Origin of the sequence: Novosphingobium sp. Leaf2, from assembly GCF_001421325.1 — a bacterium.
GTDB lineage: Bacteria > Pseudomonadota > Alphaproteobacteria > Sphingomonadales > Sphingomonadaceae > Novosphingobium.
On the sequence record NZ_LMJY01000001.1, the window covers coordinates 501,317 to 519,022 of the forward strand.

The 17,706-nt window shown below is 64.3% G+C and carries 18 protein-coding genes, 1 tRNA gene and 1 pseudogene; 10 read left to right on the plus strand and 10 right to left on the minus strand.

Features of this window, described 5'->3' with window-relative positions; all coding sequences use genetic code 11:
- Positions 1–118 precede the first annotated feature (118 nt).
- Positions 119–1,360, plus strand: coding sequence for an MFS transporter (locus ASE49_RS02470; protein WP_162234211.1), 1,242 nt, complete (start codon positions 119–121; stop codon positions 1,358–1,360).
- A 342-nt stretch (positions 1,361–1,702) separates the two neighbouring features.
- Here the strand turns inward: ASE49_RS02470 and ASE49_RS17585 are convergent.
- A pseudogene (locus ASE49_RS17585) lies at positions 1,703–2,414 on the minus strand (IS5 family transposase).
- Positions 2,415–2,493: 79 nt separating this feature from the next.
- On the opposite strand from ASE49_RS17585, the gene ASE49_RS18005 reads away from it, so the two are divergent.
- A tRNA-OTHER gene (locus tag ASE49_RS18005) sits at positions 2,494–2,580 on the plus strand.
- Between the two features lie 85 nt (positions 2,581–2,665).
- Here ASE49_RS18005 and ASE49_RS17590 read toward each other — a convergent pair.
- Positions 2,666–3,094, minus strand: a complete 429-nt coding sequence (locus tag ASE49_RS17590; protein WP_082456251.1) for a LysR substrate-binding domain-containing protein — start codon at positions 3,092–3,094, stop codon at positions 2,666–2,668.
- Here ASE49_RS17590 and ASE49_RS02485 point away from each other — a divergent pair.
- Positions 3,058–3,423 (plus strand): SDR family oxidoreductase, encoded by a 366-nt coding sequence (locus ASE49_RS02485; RefSeq protein ID WP_235522789.1) that lies wholly within the window; start codon positions 3,058–3,060, stop codon positions 3,421–3,423. The genes ASE49_RS17590 and ASE49_RS02485 overlap by 37 nt on opposite strands.
- A 29-nt stretch (positions 3,424–3,452) precedes the next feature.
- On the opposite strand, the gene ASE49_RS02490 is transcribed toward ASE49_RS02485, so the two are convergent.
- Genes ASE49_RS02490 through ASE49_RS02525 form a run of 8 tightly spaced genes read right to left on the minus strand, consistent with a single transcriptional unit; the run spans position 3,453 to position 10,875 of the window.
- Positions 3,453–4,589, minus strand: a complete 1,137-nt coding sequence (locus ASE49_RS02490; RefSeq protein WP_056768457.1) for an alcohol dehydrogenase catalytic domain-containing protein — start codon at positions 4,587–4,589, stop codon at positions 3,453–3,455.
- A 4-nt stretch (positions 4,590–4,593) separates the two neighbouring features.
- Positions 4,594–5,448, minus strand: a complete 855-nt coding sequence (locus ASE49_RS02495; protein ID WP_056768460.1) for an isocitrate lyase/PEP mutase family protein — start codon at positions 5,446–5,448, stop codon at positions 4,594–4,596.
- Between the two features lie 2 nt (positions 5,449–5,450).
- The gene (gene leuD / locus ASE49_RS02500) at positions 5,451–6,041 is read right to left on the minus strand and encodes a 3-isopropylmalate dehydratase small subunit (protein WP_056768463.1); all 591 of its coding nucleotides are present in this window, start codon (positions 6,039–6,041) and stop codon (positions 5,451–5,453) included.
- Positions 6,038–7,411 (minus strand): 3-isopropylmalate dehydratase large subunit, encoded by a 1,374-nt coding sequence (gene leuC / locus ASE49_RS02505; protein ID WP_056768465.1) that lies wholly within the window; start codon positions 7,409–7,411, stop codon positions 6,038–6,040. The genes leuD (ASE49_RS02500) and leuC overlap by 4 nt, the downstream gene beginning before the upstream one ends.
- A gap of 5 nt (positions 7,412–7,416) precedes the next feature.
- Positions 7,417–8,343 carry a polysaccharide deacetylase family protein gene (locus ASE49_RS02510; RefSeq protein ID WP_056768468.1) on the minus strand — a complete coding sequence of 309 codons (927 nt, stop codon included), beginning with the start codon at positions 8,341–8,343 and terminating at the stop codon, positions 7,417–7,419.
- Complete coding sequence (locus ASE49_RS02515; protein WP_056768471.1) at positions 8,340–9,242, minus strand: polysaccharide deacetylase family protein; 903 nt, start codon at positions 9,240–9,242, stop codon at positions 8,340–8,342. The genes ASE49_RS02510 and ASE49_RS02515 overlap by 4 nt, the downstream gene beginning before the upstream one ends.
- Positions 9,242–9,922 (minus strand): isochorismatase family protein, encoded by a 681-nt coding sequence (locus ASE49_RS02520; RefSeq protein WP_200921945.1) that lies wholly within the window; start codon positions 9,920–9,922, stop codon positions 9,242–9,244. Before ASE49_RS02520 ends, ASE49_RS02515 begins: the two co-directional genes overlap by 1 nt.
- Positions 9,919–10,875, minus strand: a complete 957-nt coding sequence (locus ASE49_RS02525) for a hydroxymethylglutaryl-CoA lyase (RefSeq protein ID WP_056768473.1) — start codon at positions 10,873–10,875, stop codon at positions 9,919–9,921. The genes ASE49_RS02520 and ASE49_RS02525 overlap by 4 nt, the downstream gene beginning before the upstream one ends.
- Positions 10,876–10,956: 81 nt before the next feature.
- Between ASE49_RS02525 and ASE49_RS02530 the strand changes: the two genes are divergently transcribed.
- From ASE49_RS02530 to ASE49_RS02560, 7 genes are all read left to right on the plus strand, one after another.
- Positions 10,957–12,168 carry a CaiB/BaiF CoA transferase family protein gene (locus tag ASE49_RS02530; protein WP_327195739.1) on the plus strand — a complete coding sequence of 404 codons (1,212 nt, stop codon included), beginning with the start codon at positions 10,957–10,959 and terminating at the stop codon, positions 12,166–12,168.
- A gap of 28 nt (positions 12,169–12,196) precedes the next feature.
- Positions 12,197–13,636, plus strand: a complete 1,440-nt coding sequence (locus ASE49_RS02535; protein WP_056768655.1) for a 3-isopropylmalate dehydratase large subunit — start codon at positions 12,197–12,199, stop codon at positions 13,634–13,636.
- Entirely contained in the window at positions 13,633–14,262 is a 630-nt protein-coding gene (gene leuD / locus ASE49_RS02540; RefSeq protein WP_056768477.1) for a 3-isopropylmalate dehydratase small subunit, read from the plus strand. The genes ASE49_RS02535 and leuD (ASE49_RS02540) overlap by 4 nt, the downstream gene beginning before the upstream one ends.
- 94 nt (positions 14,263–14,356) lie before the next feature.
- On the plus strand, positions 14,357–15,259 hold the full coding sequence (locus ASE49_RS02545; RefSeq protein WP_056768656.1) for a hypothetical protein: 903 nt from the start codon (positions 14,357–14,359) through the stop codon (positions 15,257–15,259).
- Between the two features lie 34 nt (positions 15,260–15,293).
- On the plus strand, positions 15,294–16,142 hold the full coding sequence (locus tag ASE49_RS02550) for an alpha/beta fold hydrolase (protein WP_056768479.1): 849 nt from the start codon (positions 15,294–15,296) through the stop codon (positions 16,140–16,142).
- 11 nt (positions 16,143–16,153) lie between these two features.
- Entirely contained in the window at positions 16,154–16,813 is a 660-nt protein-coding gene (locus tag ASE49_RS02555; protein WP_082456252.1) for a hypothetical protein, read from the plus strand.
- 62 nt (positions 16,814–16,875) lie between these two features.
- Positions 16,876–17,601 (plus strand): hypothetical protein, encoded by a 726-nt coding sequence (locus tag ASE49_RS02560; RefSeq protein ID WP_235522790.1) that lies wholly within the window; start codon positions 16,876–16,878, stop codon positions 17,599–17,601.
- The last annotated feature ends 105 nt before the right edge of the window (positions 17,602–17,706 follow it).

The following is a 17,706-nucleotide window of genomic DNA, read 5'->3' on the forward strand; positions in this document are numbered from 1 at the left end:
CCAATCCGGGTCTGGCTTACGAACGTACGGCGGCCATGCTGGCCACCCGCACGATCGACGAGCGGCTCGCACCCGCCGCCTGATGCTGCCCCGCCCCGGTGAAGCGGGGAGGAAAACCATGACTGCATCGATTTCGGAAACGCCCCCGGCTTTCTCTCCATTCCGGGGGCGTTTCTGTTTCGTCTGGCTCTTGCGCGGGTGTTCGGCGCTGGGTGGGCAGATCTTCGCTTTCGGTTTGGCACTGCAACTGTTTCAGGCCAGCGGATCGACACTTGACCTTGGTCTGCTGGGGCTGGTCCAATTCTTCCCCAGCCTGGCACTGGCTTTGCCCGCAGGCCATCTGGTGGATCGGTATGCACCGGGACGCATCGCGATGGTTGCGCAAATCGCGAATGCGCTGGCCGCCGTATTGTTGCTGGTCGTTCCCGGCATGCCCGCCGCCCTGATCGTACCCACCTTGTTCGCGGGCGCACTGATTACCGGCGGAACGCGCGCCTTCGAGCATCCTGTCAACACCGCGCTTCTACCCAGCGTGGTAGCGGATCGCGATGTAGCGCGCGCGGTGGCGTGGACCACAACCGTGGCCAAGATCGCCACGCTGGTCGGGCCGGTACTGGGCGGCGCGCTTTATGCGCTCAGCCCGCAGCTAGCCTATGGCACGGCTCTGGCCCTGTTCCTTGGTTCGGGCGTCCTTGCCGCCATGCTTGGCACGGTCGGTCTGTCTGCCGACAAGTCCGCACTCGAATGGCGCTCCGCCCTGGCCGGCATCGGCGTCATTTGGCGCGACAGGGTGCTGAGCGGGGCGATGGTGTTGGATATGCTGGCAGTGCTGCTGGGCGGCGCGATGGCGCTGCTGCCGGTCTATGCCATGGTCATCCTGCATACCGGATCGGTAGGGCTGGGCATTCTGAGGGCAGCGCCGGGGCTGGGTGCGGTGGTCACGGGGTTGTGGCTGGCGCGCCACCCGGTGGACCGCAAGGCCGGCAAGGTGCTGCTGTTGGCGACTGCCATGTTCGGGCTGTCTACATGCATTTTTGGCATTTCCAAAAGCTACGAGCTTACGCTGGTGATGTTGACCGTCATGGGCGGTGCCGACATGGTCAGCATCCATATCCGTAGCGCGTTGATCCAGTTGCGCACTCCGCCTGAACTGCGCGGGAGGGTAGGTGCGGTGAACGGCATCTTCATCAGTAGCTCCAATCAGATCGGTGCTTTCGAATCCGGCCTTACCGCGTACTGGTTCGGCACCGTCCCTGCCGTGGTGTTTGGAGGAGCGGCGACGATCGCGGTAACCGGTGTCGTCGCCGTGGCCTTCAAGGCGCTGCGCCGCGCCGACCGGCTCGGCGACAAGCCGGCCTAACTTGGTATCGCCCCGGCAGAACGTCGTGGGTGGGGCCTGCCCACCAGGCTTGTCGGGATCGCCGCGGCGCTGATCGTGTTGGCAGTGGGCCCAGCCCCCGTTGGCTTTGTTGCGCGACGTTTCGTGGGGCTTGCTGCCGCTGGTTGTGGCTGGGAAGGCGCTGTGATGGTCGCTTGCGCTATGCATCTTCTGCGCGCGGAAATGCGCCGCACGTGCGCATTCATTCGGACGGCGAACTTTGCATACTGGTCCGCGTGGCTAAGGTCGCACCGGGCAAGCCGGCGAAGTGCTTCGCACAACGGCTTTTCAGCACCGACTACATCTCGAGCCGTAGGGTATTGACTAGGCCGTAGCCTCATAAGCGCGGAGCCACAGGCGCATTGAGGCGAGTTGGACCATGTCTAGGAAGGTCTCGGCCTGCCTATCGTAGCGGGTGGCAACTCGCCGGAAGTGCTTCAGCCTGGAGAAGAAGCGCTCGATCAAGTTGCGCTCGCGGTAGAGCCAGGTGCTGAAGTACGGTTTCGACCGGCGGTTGGGCTTTGGCGGGATATTGGCGAATGCCCCTTTCTCGCGGAGGGATGCCCGGATGCGATCCGCATCGTAGGCCTTGTCCGCCAAGACGATTGTTTCAGCGCCAACATGATCGAGCAGACCGTCAGCCGCTTAACTATCATGGCTTTGCCCGGCGGTCAGGCGCAACCGGATCGGGAGGCCTTGCCCGTCGACGAGCGCGTGGATTTTGGTCGTGAGCCCGCCTAGGGAACGACCGAGACAATGATCTCGATCCCCCTTTTTGCCGTTGCGGCGCCTGTTGGTTGGCGCGAACGGACGTGCTGTCGATCATCTGTATATCGCCATCGAGCGAAGCGATTGTAGCAGGTTGTGCGTGACCATATCGTTCAGGCAGGTCGCGCCAAGGCGCACCGGACCGAAGCACCCAAAAAATGCCGTTCGTCACGTGGCGATTATCAACGCGGGGCACGCCTCGCGGCTTATTGGGCAGCAGTGGCTCAGTCGCCCGCCATTCGAAGTCGGTCAAATCATATTGGCTCATGCCGAACCGGAATCACCTCCCAAACGCCAACGAAAGGACTTTGATAGCCGTATGCCCAACTTTGCGCTAAAACGCCGGGGCCAGCGTAGCGGAATTGGTAGACGTATCACCACAGTGATTCTGAGCCCTACGGCTTAGGTGCGGGTTCGATCCCCTGCCGCTGGCGTCCCATTTATGGGTTCACAACCTAAGATGCAGTGACATCCGCAGCCGTTCCGCCACGGCGTAAGGAAATTATGTTGGCCCGCAGTTCAAGTCGCTTCTTGGCTAGCCAAATAGCGAGCGAGATCAATGAAGGCTCGGAACGCTGCCGAGTGGTTGCGTCGGTTCGGGTAGTATAGACACAGCGGGGCGAGAGGCGGCATACAGTCTTCCAGCACGCGGATGAGCCGCCCTGATGCAATGTCTTCGAAAACGTCCGATTCCATGAAGAAGCTGACGCAGAAATTCTGCATTACGGCGATCCGTGAATGGTTGGCTTCATCCAGCGTAATGGTGCCATGAACGTCCATCAGCGCCGTTTGTCCGTCTTTCTCGAATTGCCAGCGATAAAGCGATCCATTTGGCAGGCGGACGCGGATGCACGAATGACCAAGCAGATCGGGCGGAACATGCGGTCTCGGGTTGTTCTGAAAGTATACGGGTGAGCCAACTCCCTTTGCCCGACGCGACGACTGCATACGCTGCGGCAAAGGCGGCTTTATCGACGTACAGCAAAAGCCTTTCAAAGCAGGTTTCCCCTCACGGCGTCAGAGTCGTTCGTGTGTCTCCCGGCTGGATCGAAACCGAGGCATCCCTTGACCTGGCGACGCGGCTGGCGGCCGACCATGGCGGCGACATCGAACACGGCAGGAGAATGATCATGGAGTCGCTTGGCGGGATACCCCTAGGACGCCCCTCAAAGCCGGAGGAGGCGGCAAGTCTTGTCGCCTTTCTGGCATCCGATCGGGCAGGCTCCATCACCGGTGCCGAATATGTGATCGACGGCGGAACCGTGCCGACAGCTTGAGGAACCCAGCGGCAGCGTTCCAGAACGCCTTATGTCGGCGCTCCGGGTATCATGACCTGGCGGATGGCGCTGCCGTCAGCCATCAGGTCCAGCAGAGTATTGATGTCTGACATCGGGCTGACGGACGTGAGTAGCTTTTCCACCGGCAAGCGGCCACCGCGCCACATGGCGATGTAGCGCGGGATGTCCCGCGAAGGGATCGCTGAACCCATGTACGAACCGATCAGCGTCTTGCCATCGGCGACAAGCGAGACGGCGGGAATGTCGAACGTTTCGGCGGGGTTGGGCAGGCCTACCGTGACGATGCGCCCGCCGCGCCGCGCGGCAGCGTAGGCGGCTTTGAGCACGAAGGCCTTGCCAACGGTTTCGATCACGACATCGGCGCCCCCTTCCGGGAAAACCGCCCCGAGCTGCACGCCGTCAGCAGGATCGAGGGCAATTGCGCCAAGCTGCGTGGCGAGCGCACGCTTCTCTGCCGAGGGATCGATAGCAACCAGCACCCCGGCGCCCGAGGCCCGTGCAGCCAACAGTGCGGAAAGGCCAACGCCGCCAAGGCCATAGATCAGCACGTTCTCGCCAGGCTTGACCGCGGCGCTGTTCACCACCGCCCCCGCGCCGGTCAGCACCGCACAGCCGAACAGGGCGGCGATTTCCGCCGGGATATCATTATCGACCTTCACCGCAGAGCGTCGGTCGACCACGACGTGGCTGGCGAATGCGGAAACCCCGAGATGGTGATGCACATCGTTGCCGCACGCATCGTGCAGGCGGCGGCCGCCGTTCAGCAATCGCCCTTCGCCGTTGGCCCTGGCGCCTTCGGAGCACATGAACGGCTCACCCGCCTTGCACCGGGCACATTCTCCGCACGATGGCAGGAAGGCGAGGATCACCCGGTCACCAACCGCAAAGCCGGGGTCGTCGGGCGATCCCAGCGCCTCGACGATGCCCGTCGCCTCGTGCCCCAAGGCCATCGGCATGGGGCGGGGACGATCACCGTTGATCACCGACAAGTCTGAGTGGCACAGCCCCGCCGCATCGATGCGCACCAGCAGTTCGCCCGCGCGCGGCGGGTCCAGCGTCAGCGTAGTCAGCTTAAGCGGGCTATTCGCAGCGTAAGGGCGCGGGTTGTCGCCGGAACGCTCCAGCACGGCGGCAGTGATGTGCATCAGATCAGCGCGCCCACTTCTTTTCGAAATCCCAGACTTCCTGGAAACCGATCAGGCCGCAGAATTCCTTGAAGTTGAACATCGGCATGTCGACCGGCTCACCGTCGCCCTGATCGCGCAGCTTGACGAACGCGGTCTCGATCGCGGATGCGGCGATCAGGCTGGAGAGCGAGGGATAGATCGCAAAGGCATAGCCGATGTCCTTGAGCACATCGCCCTTCAGGATCGGGGTGGAACCACCGTTCGCCATGTTCGCCATGACCGGCTTGTCGAACGTAGAGCATGCGAGGCGCATCTCCTCTTCGCTTTCCATCGCTTCGGGGAACAGGATGTCCGCGCCCGCCTTGGAATAGGCTTCAAGCCGGCGCAGGACGGCGTCCATGCCTTCGGCCTGGCGCGCGTCGGTGCGCGCGATGATCAGCATATCCTCGCGCGCTTCGGCGGCAACCTTGATCTTTTCGACCATATCCTCGACCGGAATCACCTTGCGGCCCGGCGTGTGGCCGCACTTCTTGGGAAATTCCTGATCCTCGATCTGGATCGCCGAGACGCCTGCGGCCTCGTAGCCACGGACCGTGTGCTGCACATTGAGCAAGCCGCCAAAGCCGGTGTCGGCATCCGCGATCAGCGCGGCCTTGCTAGTCTTGAGTATGGTGGCGTGCCGGTCCAGCATCTGGGTGTAGGACACCAGGCCTGCATCGGGCATGCCGTATGCCGATGCGGTGAGCCAGTAGCCGGTGCCGTACACCACGTCGAAGCCGACGCGGTCCGCGATCACGGCGGTGATCATGTCGTGGATGCCGGGCACCACGAAGAAGTCCTTGGTGGCGAGTTTGTCGCGCAGGCGGGTATCGGCCATCGTCATATCCTTGTTGTCCAGAGCCAGGGCGCTGCGCGTTGTTGCGCCGCCTCGAATGCAGTCACATCCTCGCCGTGCAGGGCGAGTATGCGGGTCGTGTCGTTCCAGCCGTTCAATAGCGTCTCGCGCTGATCGTCGGGTACGGAAAAAGCGATTGGCGCACCCGCTGCGGTGATGGTGCGGGAAACCAGATCGACGGTGATGATCTTGCCCGCTTCAGCGCTGGCGCGCACCGCCTGCACGTCGGCAGGCGCAAGCTGGATGGGCAGAATGCCGTTGCGAAAGCAGTTGTTGGCAAAGATGTCGCCGAAGCTTGTCGCAATGATCACGCGGACGCCAAGGTCGCCAATCGCCCAGGGTGCCTGCTCGCGGCTTGAGCCGCACCCGAAATTGGGTCCGGCAACCAGGATCGGACGATCCTCCTGAACGCGGAAGGGAAAACCCGGATCGTCACGGCGGTCGGCAAAGGCGTAGCGGCCAAGACCTTTCTTCTCGGTAATCAGCAGGAAGCGCGCCGGATAGATGATGTCGGTGTCGATGTCCGCGTCCGGTAGCGAGATCGCCTGGCCGCTGACCTGCGTCATGGCCTTCATGCCAGCACCTTGCGTACATCGACGATGCGCCCGGCAATCGCAGCGGCTGCGACCATGGCCGGGCTCATCAGGTGGGTGCGGGCGCCGACACCCTGCCGGCCCTCAAAGTTGCGGTTCGAGGTAGAGGCGCAGCGCGCGCCGGCGGGCAGACGATCATCGTTCATGGCAACGCACAGCGAGCAGCCAGGCTCGCGCCATTCAAAGCCTGCTTTTTCAAACACCTCGTCCAGTCCTTCGACCTCGGCCTGCGCCTTCACACGCATGGAACCGGGCACCACCAGCGCGCGCACGCCGCTGGCCACATGGCCACCCCGGATCACCGCTGCCGCAGCACGCAGGTCCTCGATCCGGCCATTGGTGCAACTGCCGATGAAGGCATGATCGATGGCCAGCCCTTCGATCGCCTCGCCTGTGTGGACGCCCATGTAGCGCATCGGCTTGGCGAGTTTGTCATCGCTCGGCAGCGTGGCGCCGATGGGCACGACCTGATCTGGGCTGGTGCCGAAGGTGACCTGCGGCGTGATAGCTGCCGCGTCGATCACGATCTCACGGTCGAACCGGGCGTCGGGGTCTGTCGGCAAGGCGCGCCAGGCGGCCACGGCCTGTTCCCAGGCATCGCCCTGCGGCGCGCGCGGGCGACCTTTCAGGTAGGCGAAGGTCTTGGCATCTGGGGCGACCAGACCGGTGCGGGCGCCGGCTTCGATGGTCATGTTGCACAAGGTCATGCGCCCTTCCATCGAGAGCGCCTCCACTGCATCGCCGGCATATTCCACCGCATAGCCCGTTGCGCCCGATGCGCCAACGGTGCCGATGAACGTCAGCGCCATGTCCTTGGCCGAAACGCCCGGCTGCAGCGCGCCGGTGAACGTGACGCGCAACGTCTTGGCCCTGGCTTGCCACAGCGTTTGCGTGGCCATCGCGGTGCCGCATTCGGAAGCGCCGACCCCGAAGGCCAGCGCGCCGAACGCGCCATGCGTGGAGGTGTGGCTATCGCCGCATACCAGCGTGATGCCGGGCAGGGTGAAGCCCTGTTCCGGGCCGATCACATGGACGATGCCCTGGTCTTCACCGGCAAGCGCGAGGTATTCGATGCCGAACTGCGCGCAGTTGCGCTCCAGCAAAGCGATCTGCGCGGCGGCCTGCGGATCGGCAATCGCGCCATCGCGATCGTGAGTCGGCACGGAGTGGTCGGCAACCGCAAGCTGCGTTTCGGGCCGGCGGACCGTCAAGCCGTCCTCGCGCAAGGCCTCAAAGCTTTGCGGCGTGCTGACTTCGTGCAGCAGGTGCCTGTCGATATAGAGCAGCGCCTTGTCGCCCGCCTGCGTCACGACGTGCGCGTCCCACAGCTTTTCGTAGAGCGTGCGTACCATCCCGCTCAATCCAGCTGCGGGGCTACGGCAGCGGCGATCTGCGCCCCGGTGGCGAAACCGTGACCGGCCTGCTCGGCAAGCCAGCCAAGCAGACGCTCGAACTCCGCCATGCGATAGGGCAGGCCGGTGATGTACGGCGTGAGGTTAAGCGTCAGCATCCGCCCGCCGTGCGTCTTGGCCTCGTTGCTCAGCCAGGCGTAGGCATCCTGCATTTGCTGACGATAGCTGGCCATCGACTGCTGCTGCACATTCAGGATCTGCCGGTCCGACAATTCGTGATTGAGCGGCAGATTGAGGATCGGACCGCTGGGCGTTGTCATGCGATAGGGCAGGTCGTCGTTCACCCAGTCGCACATGTAGGTGAGGCCGGCTTGCGCCAGCAGGGCAGGCGTGTTGAACGACTGCGAGCGGGCGATCGATAGCCAGCCGGTGGGCCGCGTGCCTGCCGCCTGCGCGATTCCGTCGAGCGATTCGGCGATCAGAGCGCGCTCTTCGTCTTCCGGCAGGCCGGAGGCGATAGTGCCGTTCATGTCGGTGGAGTGGGCGATGATCTCGTGCCCGGCTGCCACCACGTCTGCGATAAGGGCCGGATAGCGCGCGGCCAAGGTGGCATTAGCCGCCACGCTGACCTTTGCGCCCACCTTCGCCAGCGCATCGAGCAGGCGATAGATGCCCACCCGGTTGCCGTAATCGCGCGACGTGTAGTGCCGATAGTCGGGATAGGCGGTCTGCATGTGGCCGGGCGCGCGGAACGGCGTGTCGGACGGCGTGATCGGGAACCATTCCAGGTCGATCACGATCCAGGTGAGCACCTGGCGATTTTCCGGCCACGCTATCGGCTCGCGCGCGAACAGATTGGACCACGGATACAGGTCATGGTCCATGCCCTGGCGGCGATGCGCATAGTCTAGATAGCTGGGGTCCAAAGTCATGCCGCGCCCCTCGCACGTTCGGGATAGTGGGTCAGGAAGTGATCGGCGATGTCGCCGCTGCGGGTAATCCAGGCGCGGCCATCGGCGGCGATGTGGCGCAGCACGTCTTCGAACGGACCGATGCGGTGGGGCTGGCCGATCAGGTAGCTGTGCAACGGAATGCACATCACCGTGCCGGACTGCGCCCCCTCGGCAGCCAGCCGCTCATACTGCTCGATCAGCGTGCGGGCGTATTCGCGCGGGCTCATGTTGTAGATGAAAAAGCCGTAGTGATCGTTGACCTCAAGGCTGTAGGGCATCGAGATCAGCTGGCCGGCCCTGGTGGCGACCGGCATCGGCTGGTCGTCGTGATACAGGTCGCACGTGTAGCTCAGGCCATATTCGGCGATCAGGTCGAGCGTGCGGGTCGTGTGGGTGAGGGCAGGGGCGAGCCAGCCCTTGATCGTCTGGCCGGTGGCATCGCGCACGGTGCGGATCGAATCCTCGATGATCGCGCGTTCCTGCGCCTCGTCCATGCCGTAGCTGTAGCGGGTGTTATAGATGCCGTGGCTGAAAAACTCCCAGCCGCGCGCGTTGGCGTCCGCCACTACGTCGGGCACGTGCTGGCACAGCGCGACGGACAGCGAGACCGAGCCGGGAAAGCCATGCTTGCTCATCACATCGGCCATGCGCCAGTGGCCGACGCGATTGGCGTAGTCGCGGTGCGCATAGCCGACCACGTCGGGATGCGGCTTGGCCCAGCTCTTGCGGTGCGGATTGGCGGGCGGATCGAGTTCGTAGAATTCGAGGTTGGGCGACACCCAGACCGCAACCGTCTTGCCATCGGGCCATTCGATCCGGGGTCGGTCGCGATAGGGCCGATAATCGTAAAGCCCCGGGTCTGCCTCGCCCTCACGCATTACTGGGCCTCCAGCCAGTCGATCACCGTCTGCACCGGCTCGACGTCGGCGTACTTGATCTGAAGATCGGTCAGGTTGGCGAAGTGGTAGCTCTCGTGCTTGTCCGCGCACGTCTCGATCGGAACGATCGTGCGATACCCGCGCGACAGGCTGTCTACCGCCGTGGCGCGCACGCAGCCTGAGGTGCTGCCGCCGGTGACGACGACGGTATCCACGCCGTGGAAGACCAGCAGCGATTGCAGCGGCGTTTCGAAAAAGGCCGACGGCATGCGCTTGTTGTACTGCGCATCCTTAGGATCGATCTCGACGCGATCGTCGTACTCGTGGCGGCGGCTGCCGTACTTGATGTTCTGCAGGCTGTCGGGCGTGTTGGTCCGCGTGCCCCACACACCGCAGTCTGAACCATCCTCGGCATAGGCCACGCGCGTCCAGATCACCGGCATACCCTTGGAGCGCGCGAGGGCGGAGATCGTGTTAGTGTATTCGATCTGGCGCGGATCGGTTTCGTACGCGGTCTTGAACTCGTCGATCGCGGTGTAGGCCTTCTGGAAATCCACGTTGACGATGGCGAGCTTGCGGCCAAAGCCGAACTTCACGCGATTGGGATTGGCCATGAGATCGTCAAACAGCTGCCGCGCCGTCTTGTCTTCGCGGATCATCCTGGTTCCGATCACAGTCACGCCCATGCTCCTTGCTTGATGTCGGTCTTTTGTGTCGTCGGCACGAACCCCAGCGGCAAGCCGGCGAGCGGGGTAAATCCGTAGAGGGGCTCGTCGCCCAGAGTCTTCTGCACAAATTCTCGCACTGCGATCAGCGCGTTGATGTCAACGCCGGTGCGCACGCCCATCGCCTCGAACATGAAGACGAGGTCTTCGGTAACGATGTTGCCGCTGGCGCCCGGCGCGAAGGGGCAGCCGCCCAGGCCGCCCAGCGAGCTGTCGAACGTAGTCAGCCCCGCATCGAACGCGGCCAGTACATTGGCCAGGCCCAGCCCGCGCGTGTTGTGGACGTGTATGCCGGTGAGCGCGTCCTTGCCCACCGCGCTCCAGATCGCCGCGATCATCGATTTGACGGCTGCGGGATCGGCGTAGCCGGTGGTGTCGGCCAGGCCCACCTCGTCACAACCCGCCGCCATCAGCGCTTCGGCCAGTTCCACGACTTTCGCCTGCGGCACCACGCCTTCGATGGTGCAGCCGAACGCGGTGGACAAGCTGCCTTCGAAGTGCGGGCGCTGGCCTTCCGGCAATTCGCGGATGGCGGCGGCGATCTTGCGCGCATCCGCGATCACTTGCGCGTGGGTGCGGCGCAAGTTCGCCAGGCTGTGGGATTCGCTGCAGGACAGCGGCAGGGTGATCTTGTGCGCGCCGGCTGCGATGGCGTCCTGCGCACCGCGCGCGTTGGGCACCAGCGCGGCCACCGTCAGCCCCGGAATGGTCGCCGCGTACGTCACCACTTCGGCGGTATCCGCCAGTTGCGGCAGCAATTTGGCCGGCACGAAGCTGCCGACCTCGACCTCGGTCAGGCCGGCGGCCACGGACATGTCTATCCACGTTTTCTTGGCGGCGGTGGGCATGATGCGCTCGATGCTCTGCAACCCGTCACGCGGACCTACTTCACTGATCAAGACGTCCATGCTGCGACATTCCTGTTGATCTCATTTGTATTGCCTATATATCAAATGAAACCGCAGTGTCGAGACGACTGGAACGAACTTTTGCAGCAGCCGACGGAAAATCTTCCCCTCGCGGGGGTGCGCGTGGTGGAGTTCAGCCACATGGTGATGGGGCCGTCCACCGGCGCGATCCTGGCTGACCTCGGGGCTGACGTGATCAAGGTGGAGCCTTTGGGCGGAGACCGTACACGGCAATTGCTCGGTTCGGGCTCCGGCTATTTCCCGATGTTCAACCGCAATAAGCGCAGCATCTGCATCGACCTCAAGAGCGAGACGGGCCTGGCGACGGCCAAGCGGCTGGTGGAGGGCGCGGACGTCGTGGTCGAAAATTTCCGGCCCGGCGCGCTCGACAAGCTGGGCCTTGGCCCCGATGCCTTCAAGGCCAGCAATCCGGGCCTCATCTATCACAGCGCCAAGGGTTTCCTGTCCGGACCGTACGAGCATCGCGCCGCGCTTGACGAAGTGGCCCAGATGATGGGCGGGCTGGCGTACATGACCGGGCCGAGCGGACGCCCGCTGCGCGCTGGAGCTTCGGTCATCGATATCACCGGCGGCATGTTCGGCGTGATCGGCATCCTGGCGGCGTTGCACCAGCGCCAGTCTACGGGGCAGGGCACCACCGTGCGCTCATCTCTGTTCGAAACCAGCGCCTACATGGTCGGCCAGCATATGGCGCAGATGGCGGTAACCGGCAGCGCTGCGCGCCCGATGCCGGAGCGGATCTCCGCCTGGGCGATTTACGACGTGTTCGAGACTGCGATCGAGGGCGAACTGCTGTTCGTGGGCGTGGTCAGCGATGCGCAATGGGCCGCATTCACCAAAGCGTTCGATCTGGGCGAAGTGGGCCGCGATCCCCGGTTTGCGCTGAATAACGACCGGGTGCTGGCGCGCGATACGATCCTGCCGGTCGTCCGTGCGATCATGGTGGCTCAGACGCGCGCCGATCTGCTGGCGAAGCTGGAGAAGGCGGGCGTCGCCTTTGCGCCGATCGCGCGCCCAGAAGATCTGTTCGACGATCCGCATCTCAACGCCAATGGCTCGCTGGTCGACCTGACGCTGAACGACGGGCGCAAGGTGCGCCTGCCGGCCACGCCTATCGAAATGAACGGCGTGCTGCCCGGTGTGCGCCATGACTTGCCGCGCCCGGGCGAGGACAGCGAACGCATCCTGAAGGACTTCGGTTTCGCCGATGCGGAGATCGCCGCGCTGGTGCGCTCAAACGCTGTCGCCACCGCGCAGATCGCGATCGACTGACGTGATCGAGGGCAAAGCCGCAGGCACGATGCAGACCCGTGATGGCAACGGCGGGCCGCGCACGTTGGCCGGGCTGCTATGGCAGGATCACGTGGTCGCTTCGCTTGACAGCGGCACGGATCTGCTCGCCATCGATCGCCTGCTGCTGCACGAGCGCACTGGCGGCGTCGCGCTCAAGAGCCTGGACCAGGCGGGGCGAAAGGTGCTGGCGCCGGGACAGGTGTTTGCGACGATGGACCATATCGTCGACACGTTCCCCGGCCGCAGCGACAAGACGCTGATGCCCACCGGAACCGCTTTCCTGACGGCGATGCGCGAGGGCGCTCACCGCCACGGCATCACACTGTTCGATCTGCATGATCCGCGCCAGGGTATTGTCCATGTTATTTCGCCCGAGCAGGCGATCGTGTTGCCGGGCGTGACGCTGGTCTGTCCGGACAGCCATACCTGCACGCAAGGGGCGTTCGGCGCATTGGCCTGGGGGATCGGATCGACCGAGGCCGAGCATGCGCTGGCGACGATGACGCTACGGGTCGACCGCCCGCTCGACATGCGCATCACCATCGAGGGCTCGCTGGGGCGCGGCGTAACGGCAAAGGACCTGGCGCTGCACATCATCAGCCGTCTGGGTTCCGGCGGCGCCAAGGGCTATATCGTCGAGTTTGCAGGGTCAGCCGTGCGCGCGCTCGACATGGAAGCACGCATGACCTTGTGCAACATGGCGACCGAACTGGCCGCGTTCGGCGCGATCATCGCGCCTGACGAAACCACGTTCGCGTATCTCAAGGGTCGACCGTTCGCGCCGGCCGGTGAGCAGTGGGACGCGGCTTTGGCGAACTGGCAGCGCCTGGCATCCGATCCGCAGGCCGTTTTTGCGGTCGAGCACCGCTTCGATGCTGCGGATGTGGCGCCGATGATCAGCTGGGGAACCAGCCCGCAGCATTCCATCCCGCTCGACGCCACGGTGCCGACCGCCGAGGCCTTGCAGGACAGTGTCGGTCAGGCGGACTACGACCGCGCGCTCGCCTATATGGCGCTGTCGCCGCAGATGCCGCTGCTGGGTTTGCCGATCGACGCGGCGTTCATCGGCAGCTGCACCAACAGTCGCATCTCCGACTTGCGTCGCGCGGCGGCAATCCTCGATGGCCGGCATGTCGCGCCCGGTCTGCGGGCGATCTGCGTTCCGGGATCCACCCAGGTAAAAGCCGCTGCGGAGGCTGAGGGGTTGGACCGGATATTCCGCGATGCCGGGTTCGAATGGCGCGAAGCGGGGTGCTCGATGTGCTTTTTTGCCGGAGGCGAAAGCTTCGGCGCCCAGCAGCGCGTCGTCAGTTCCACCAACCGCAATTTCGAAAGCCGGCAGGGGCCGGGCACGCGCACGCACCTTGCCTCGCCCGAAACGGTGGCGGCGTCCGCGATCGCGGGTCGCATCGCCGATCCGCGCGTCATGGCGGAGTGCGACGCATGACCCCGCTCGTCGCTCTTGAAGCCAAAGCCGTGCCGCTGATGCGCGACAATATCGACACTGACGCGATCATCCCCTCGCGTGAGATGAAGTCGGTGTCGAAAACCGGGCTGGCGGACGGCCTGTTTGCCGGCTGGCGCTATGTCGCGCCCGGCAGCCGCACGCCCGATCCCGCTTTCGTGCTCAACGATGCCCGCTTCGCCGATGCGCAGATCCTGATCGCAGGCGCGAACTTCGGCTGTGGTTCCAGCCGCGAGCACGCCGTGTGGGCGCTGGCGGAATACGGCTTCAGGGTCGTGATCGCCCCGTCGTTCAGCCCGATCTTTCGCGGCAACTGCGTGCGCAACGGGATCGCGCCGATCGCGCTCGCGCAAGATGCCGTGACGGATCTTGCTGCAGCGGCGGAGCGCGGCGAGACCATCACCATCGATCTGGAAACACGCACCGTTCGCGCCGGCTCGCACGCCTTCACCTTCGCGATGGAAGACGAGGCGCGCACCATGCTGATGGAGGGGCTCGATGCGATCGAACTGACGCTCAAGCGCCGGGCAGAGATCGCCGCCTTCCGCGAAGCCGACGCTCGCCAGCGGCCATGGGTGTATCTGGAAAAAGTGACTGGCGGCGCATAAAGGCGCTTGCATATTGTTATATAAGTAGGTCAAATAACCCTCAGGTCGCGCGCATGGTCGCAGGCTTTAGACAACCGACATGGAAGGGCGGTCCGTGACACTGCTGAAGTGCGCAACGCATATCGTTGCCGACATCGATGCGGCCGTTGCGCGGTATACGCGCTGGCTGGACTACACCGTGGTGGAGGAGGGCCGGGTCGGCGCCGATCTTGCCGCATCCTGGGATGCGCCGGCCAGCGGCGAGCGCAGATATGCGGTGCTGCAGCCCGCCTCGGGCACGCCGGTGTTCCTGCGCTTTATCGAGGGCGATCCCGTTCCCGGTTATCTGCCGATCCGCACATATGGCTGGGCGGCGATCGAAATCTGCGTGCAGGATGTGGAAGCGGTCAACGAACGCATGCTGGCATCGGGCGACTTCGAAGTGATCGGCCCGCCCAAGCCGCTTGACGGGTTTCCCAACGTCAAGCCGATGCAGGTGCGCGGGCCCGATCAGGAAACCGTCTACCTGACCGAGATCCGCGTCGACGATCCCTCCGCCGGCCTGCCCCGGCCCAAATCGCCGATCGACCGTCCGTTCATTATGGTGCTGGCCTGCCCGGACCTTGAAAAGACGGCAGCGTGGATGGCCGATGTGCTGGCGCTGGAAGTCTCCGCGCCGGTCGCGATCCGCTATTCGATGATCTCGCTCGCCTTTGGGCTGCCTGCGGACGACAAGCACGCGCTGGTCACCGCCAAGTGGCAGGGGCAGGTCCTGCTGGAAGCGGACCAGTATCCCGAAGGTACGACACAGCGTGTCGGCAATCCCGGCGCGCTGCCGCCCGGCGTCTCGATCGTCTCGATCGTGCATCCCGATCTGGCGCGGCTCGAGGGGCACTGGGCCTCGCCGCCGGTCGCGCGCGATGGGCCGCTCTATGCCGGGGTGCCCGTGGGTGTGCTGCGCACGCCCGAAGGGGCGCTGCTCGAAGTCATCGAAGGTGAGCCGCTTCCCTGGGGCTGACCCGGCCCGCCCTATCGCAACAAGGACAATGCCCATGACCCCAGTGGTTGAAGTGAAACGCGGCTTCGTCGACATGCCCCACGGGCAGACCCATTACCGCAAGGCAGGCTCCGGACCGGCGGCGCTGGCGATCCACGCGTCGCCGGGAAGTTCGCGCCAGTTGCTCGGCCTGATCCGCGATCTGGCGGAAAGCGCCACTGTCTATGCGCCCGATACGCCCGGCAACGGCGATACCCCGCCGCTGTTTGATCGCGAGCCGACGATCCAGGAACTGGCCGAAGCGGAACTGCGCTTCATGGACGCGATGGGCCTCGATACCGTAGACCTGTACGGCTCGCACACCGGGGCCGCGATCGCCGGAGAGCTGGCGATCCTCGCGCCGGACCGCATCAACAAGGTCGTGCTCGATGGCATGAGCTGGCTGACGCCGGACGAGCTGGAGGATATCCTGACGCATTACGCGCATCCGTTCGTGCCCGATCAGGATGGCAGCTATCTCCTGCGCCTGTTCCAGTTCTGCCGCGACCAGTATTTCTTTTTCCCGTGGTACAACCGCACCCGCGCCGGACGCCGGGACGGGGGGCTGGGCAGTGCGCAGGACCTGCATGCCTGGGTGGTCGAGGTGATGAAGGCGAGCGAAACCTATCACCTGAATTATCGTGCCGCCTTCAAGTACGATGCCAAGCCGCGCCTGCCGCTGATCACCGTGCCCTCCCTTGTCATCGCCGGTGAGAACGACCCCTTGTTCGACATTACCGCAGAACTGACGCAGCTGATACCGGGCGCCCGGTTCGAGGCGATGCCGCGCTTCGATGCGCCCGGCTTTGCCGCCGACCGCAAGGCGAAGATCACCCGCTTCTTCGCCCAGCCCGTCGCGGCCTGAGGATCGTAGCTGTGGACATCAGCCTTGCCCTGCTCACCTTGCTGCACATCCTGATCCCGATCTACTGGCTCGGCGGGGATCTGGGGGCGTTCTACAGCTCCACGTTCATGACCGACCCGAAGCGGTCGGTGGGTGAGCGGATGATGGCGCTCAAGATCCTCAACAACATTGACATGGCGCCGCGCACCACCTTGATCCTGGCCTTTCCCACCGGCTTTGCGCTGGCCTGGGCAAAGGGCTGGCTCGATGTACCGGGCACGAGTGTGGCCGTGGTCGCGGTGCTGTTCCTGGCCTGGCTGGCGCTGGCGTGGGTGGTGCATCTCAAGCACGGCGGCGGCGCGGGTTTCAAGACGCTCGACATCGCCATCCGTTATGGGGTGCTTGTCGGCCTTGCGGCTGCCGGCATTGGCGGGCTGCTCGGCACGTTCGCGATCCCGTTCTTCATCGCAGTGAAGCTGTGCATTCTGGCGTGCTGCATCGCCCTGGGTCTGATCGTGCGCAAACAACTGGTGCCGCTGTTCGGCGCCATCCGCACGATGACCGGCACCGGTCCCACGCCTGAATCCGATGCGATCATCGCTGCGGTCAACAGCCGCGCGCGGGTGTCCGTGCTTACCATCTGGGCGCTGGTGCTGGCCGCCAGCGTGCTTGGCATCGCCACGCCGACCTGAGGATTTGCGGAACCCTATCCACGCTCATCAACCAACAGCAACACTTTCAAGGAGAGCTGCGCATGACCGGAATGGTGCACCAGACGATCACTGGTAAGATCCTGTACACGTCCAACAAGCCGGGCCGCGAAGGCGAGGAGCGAGGGCGCGAATACTTCACCTGGACCAAGCACACCGATGGCAGCCGCACCATGCGGGCGCTGTGCGAAATTGACGAACCCGCGCCCACGGTGCTGCGCGACATCACCTACAGCCTCGATGCCAACGACATGCCGACCGATTGCTTCGTGCGCTTGATGATCGGTGACAAGTTCATGGGCGCCGGCCTGTTTCGCATCACGCCCGAGTTCGTCGAATGCGAAAGTTTCGGGCCGTTGATCGGCCGGGTATCGCAGAAAATGCCGGTTGGCGGCGACTTCGACGGTTTCGGCACGCACCCGATCGCGGGCGATGCGTATATCACCAAGAAGATCGACAAGAGCAAAGGCGTGCACGACCGCAAGTTCCGCACCTTCCTGCCCTCGCCCGACCATCGCGGCGCGACGCCGCCGCTGATCGCGGAAACGAACATTTATCTCGGTTACGTCGGCGATGAGACGGTGACGGTGGGAGCCGGCACTTTCGAGGCATCGCACTACCGCTTCACCGATCCGCATGGCGACATGGCCGGCGGCCACCCCGATTATGACGTGTGGGTCACCGCGGACGACGACGCCATTTTCCTCAAGGGCGGCGTCGGCGGTTATATGCAGACCTGGTACGAACTGGTCGAACTGACCCGCCGCTGATTATATTTACGGTCCACCCTGGAAGCGGGGGCCCTTGCGGGGCAACCCTCGCTTCGTGACTTTGCCCGGTCCGGCGCGCTTTCAACAGCAAGCCGGGCCGGGTTT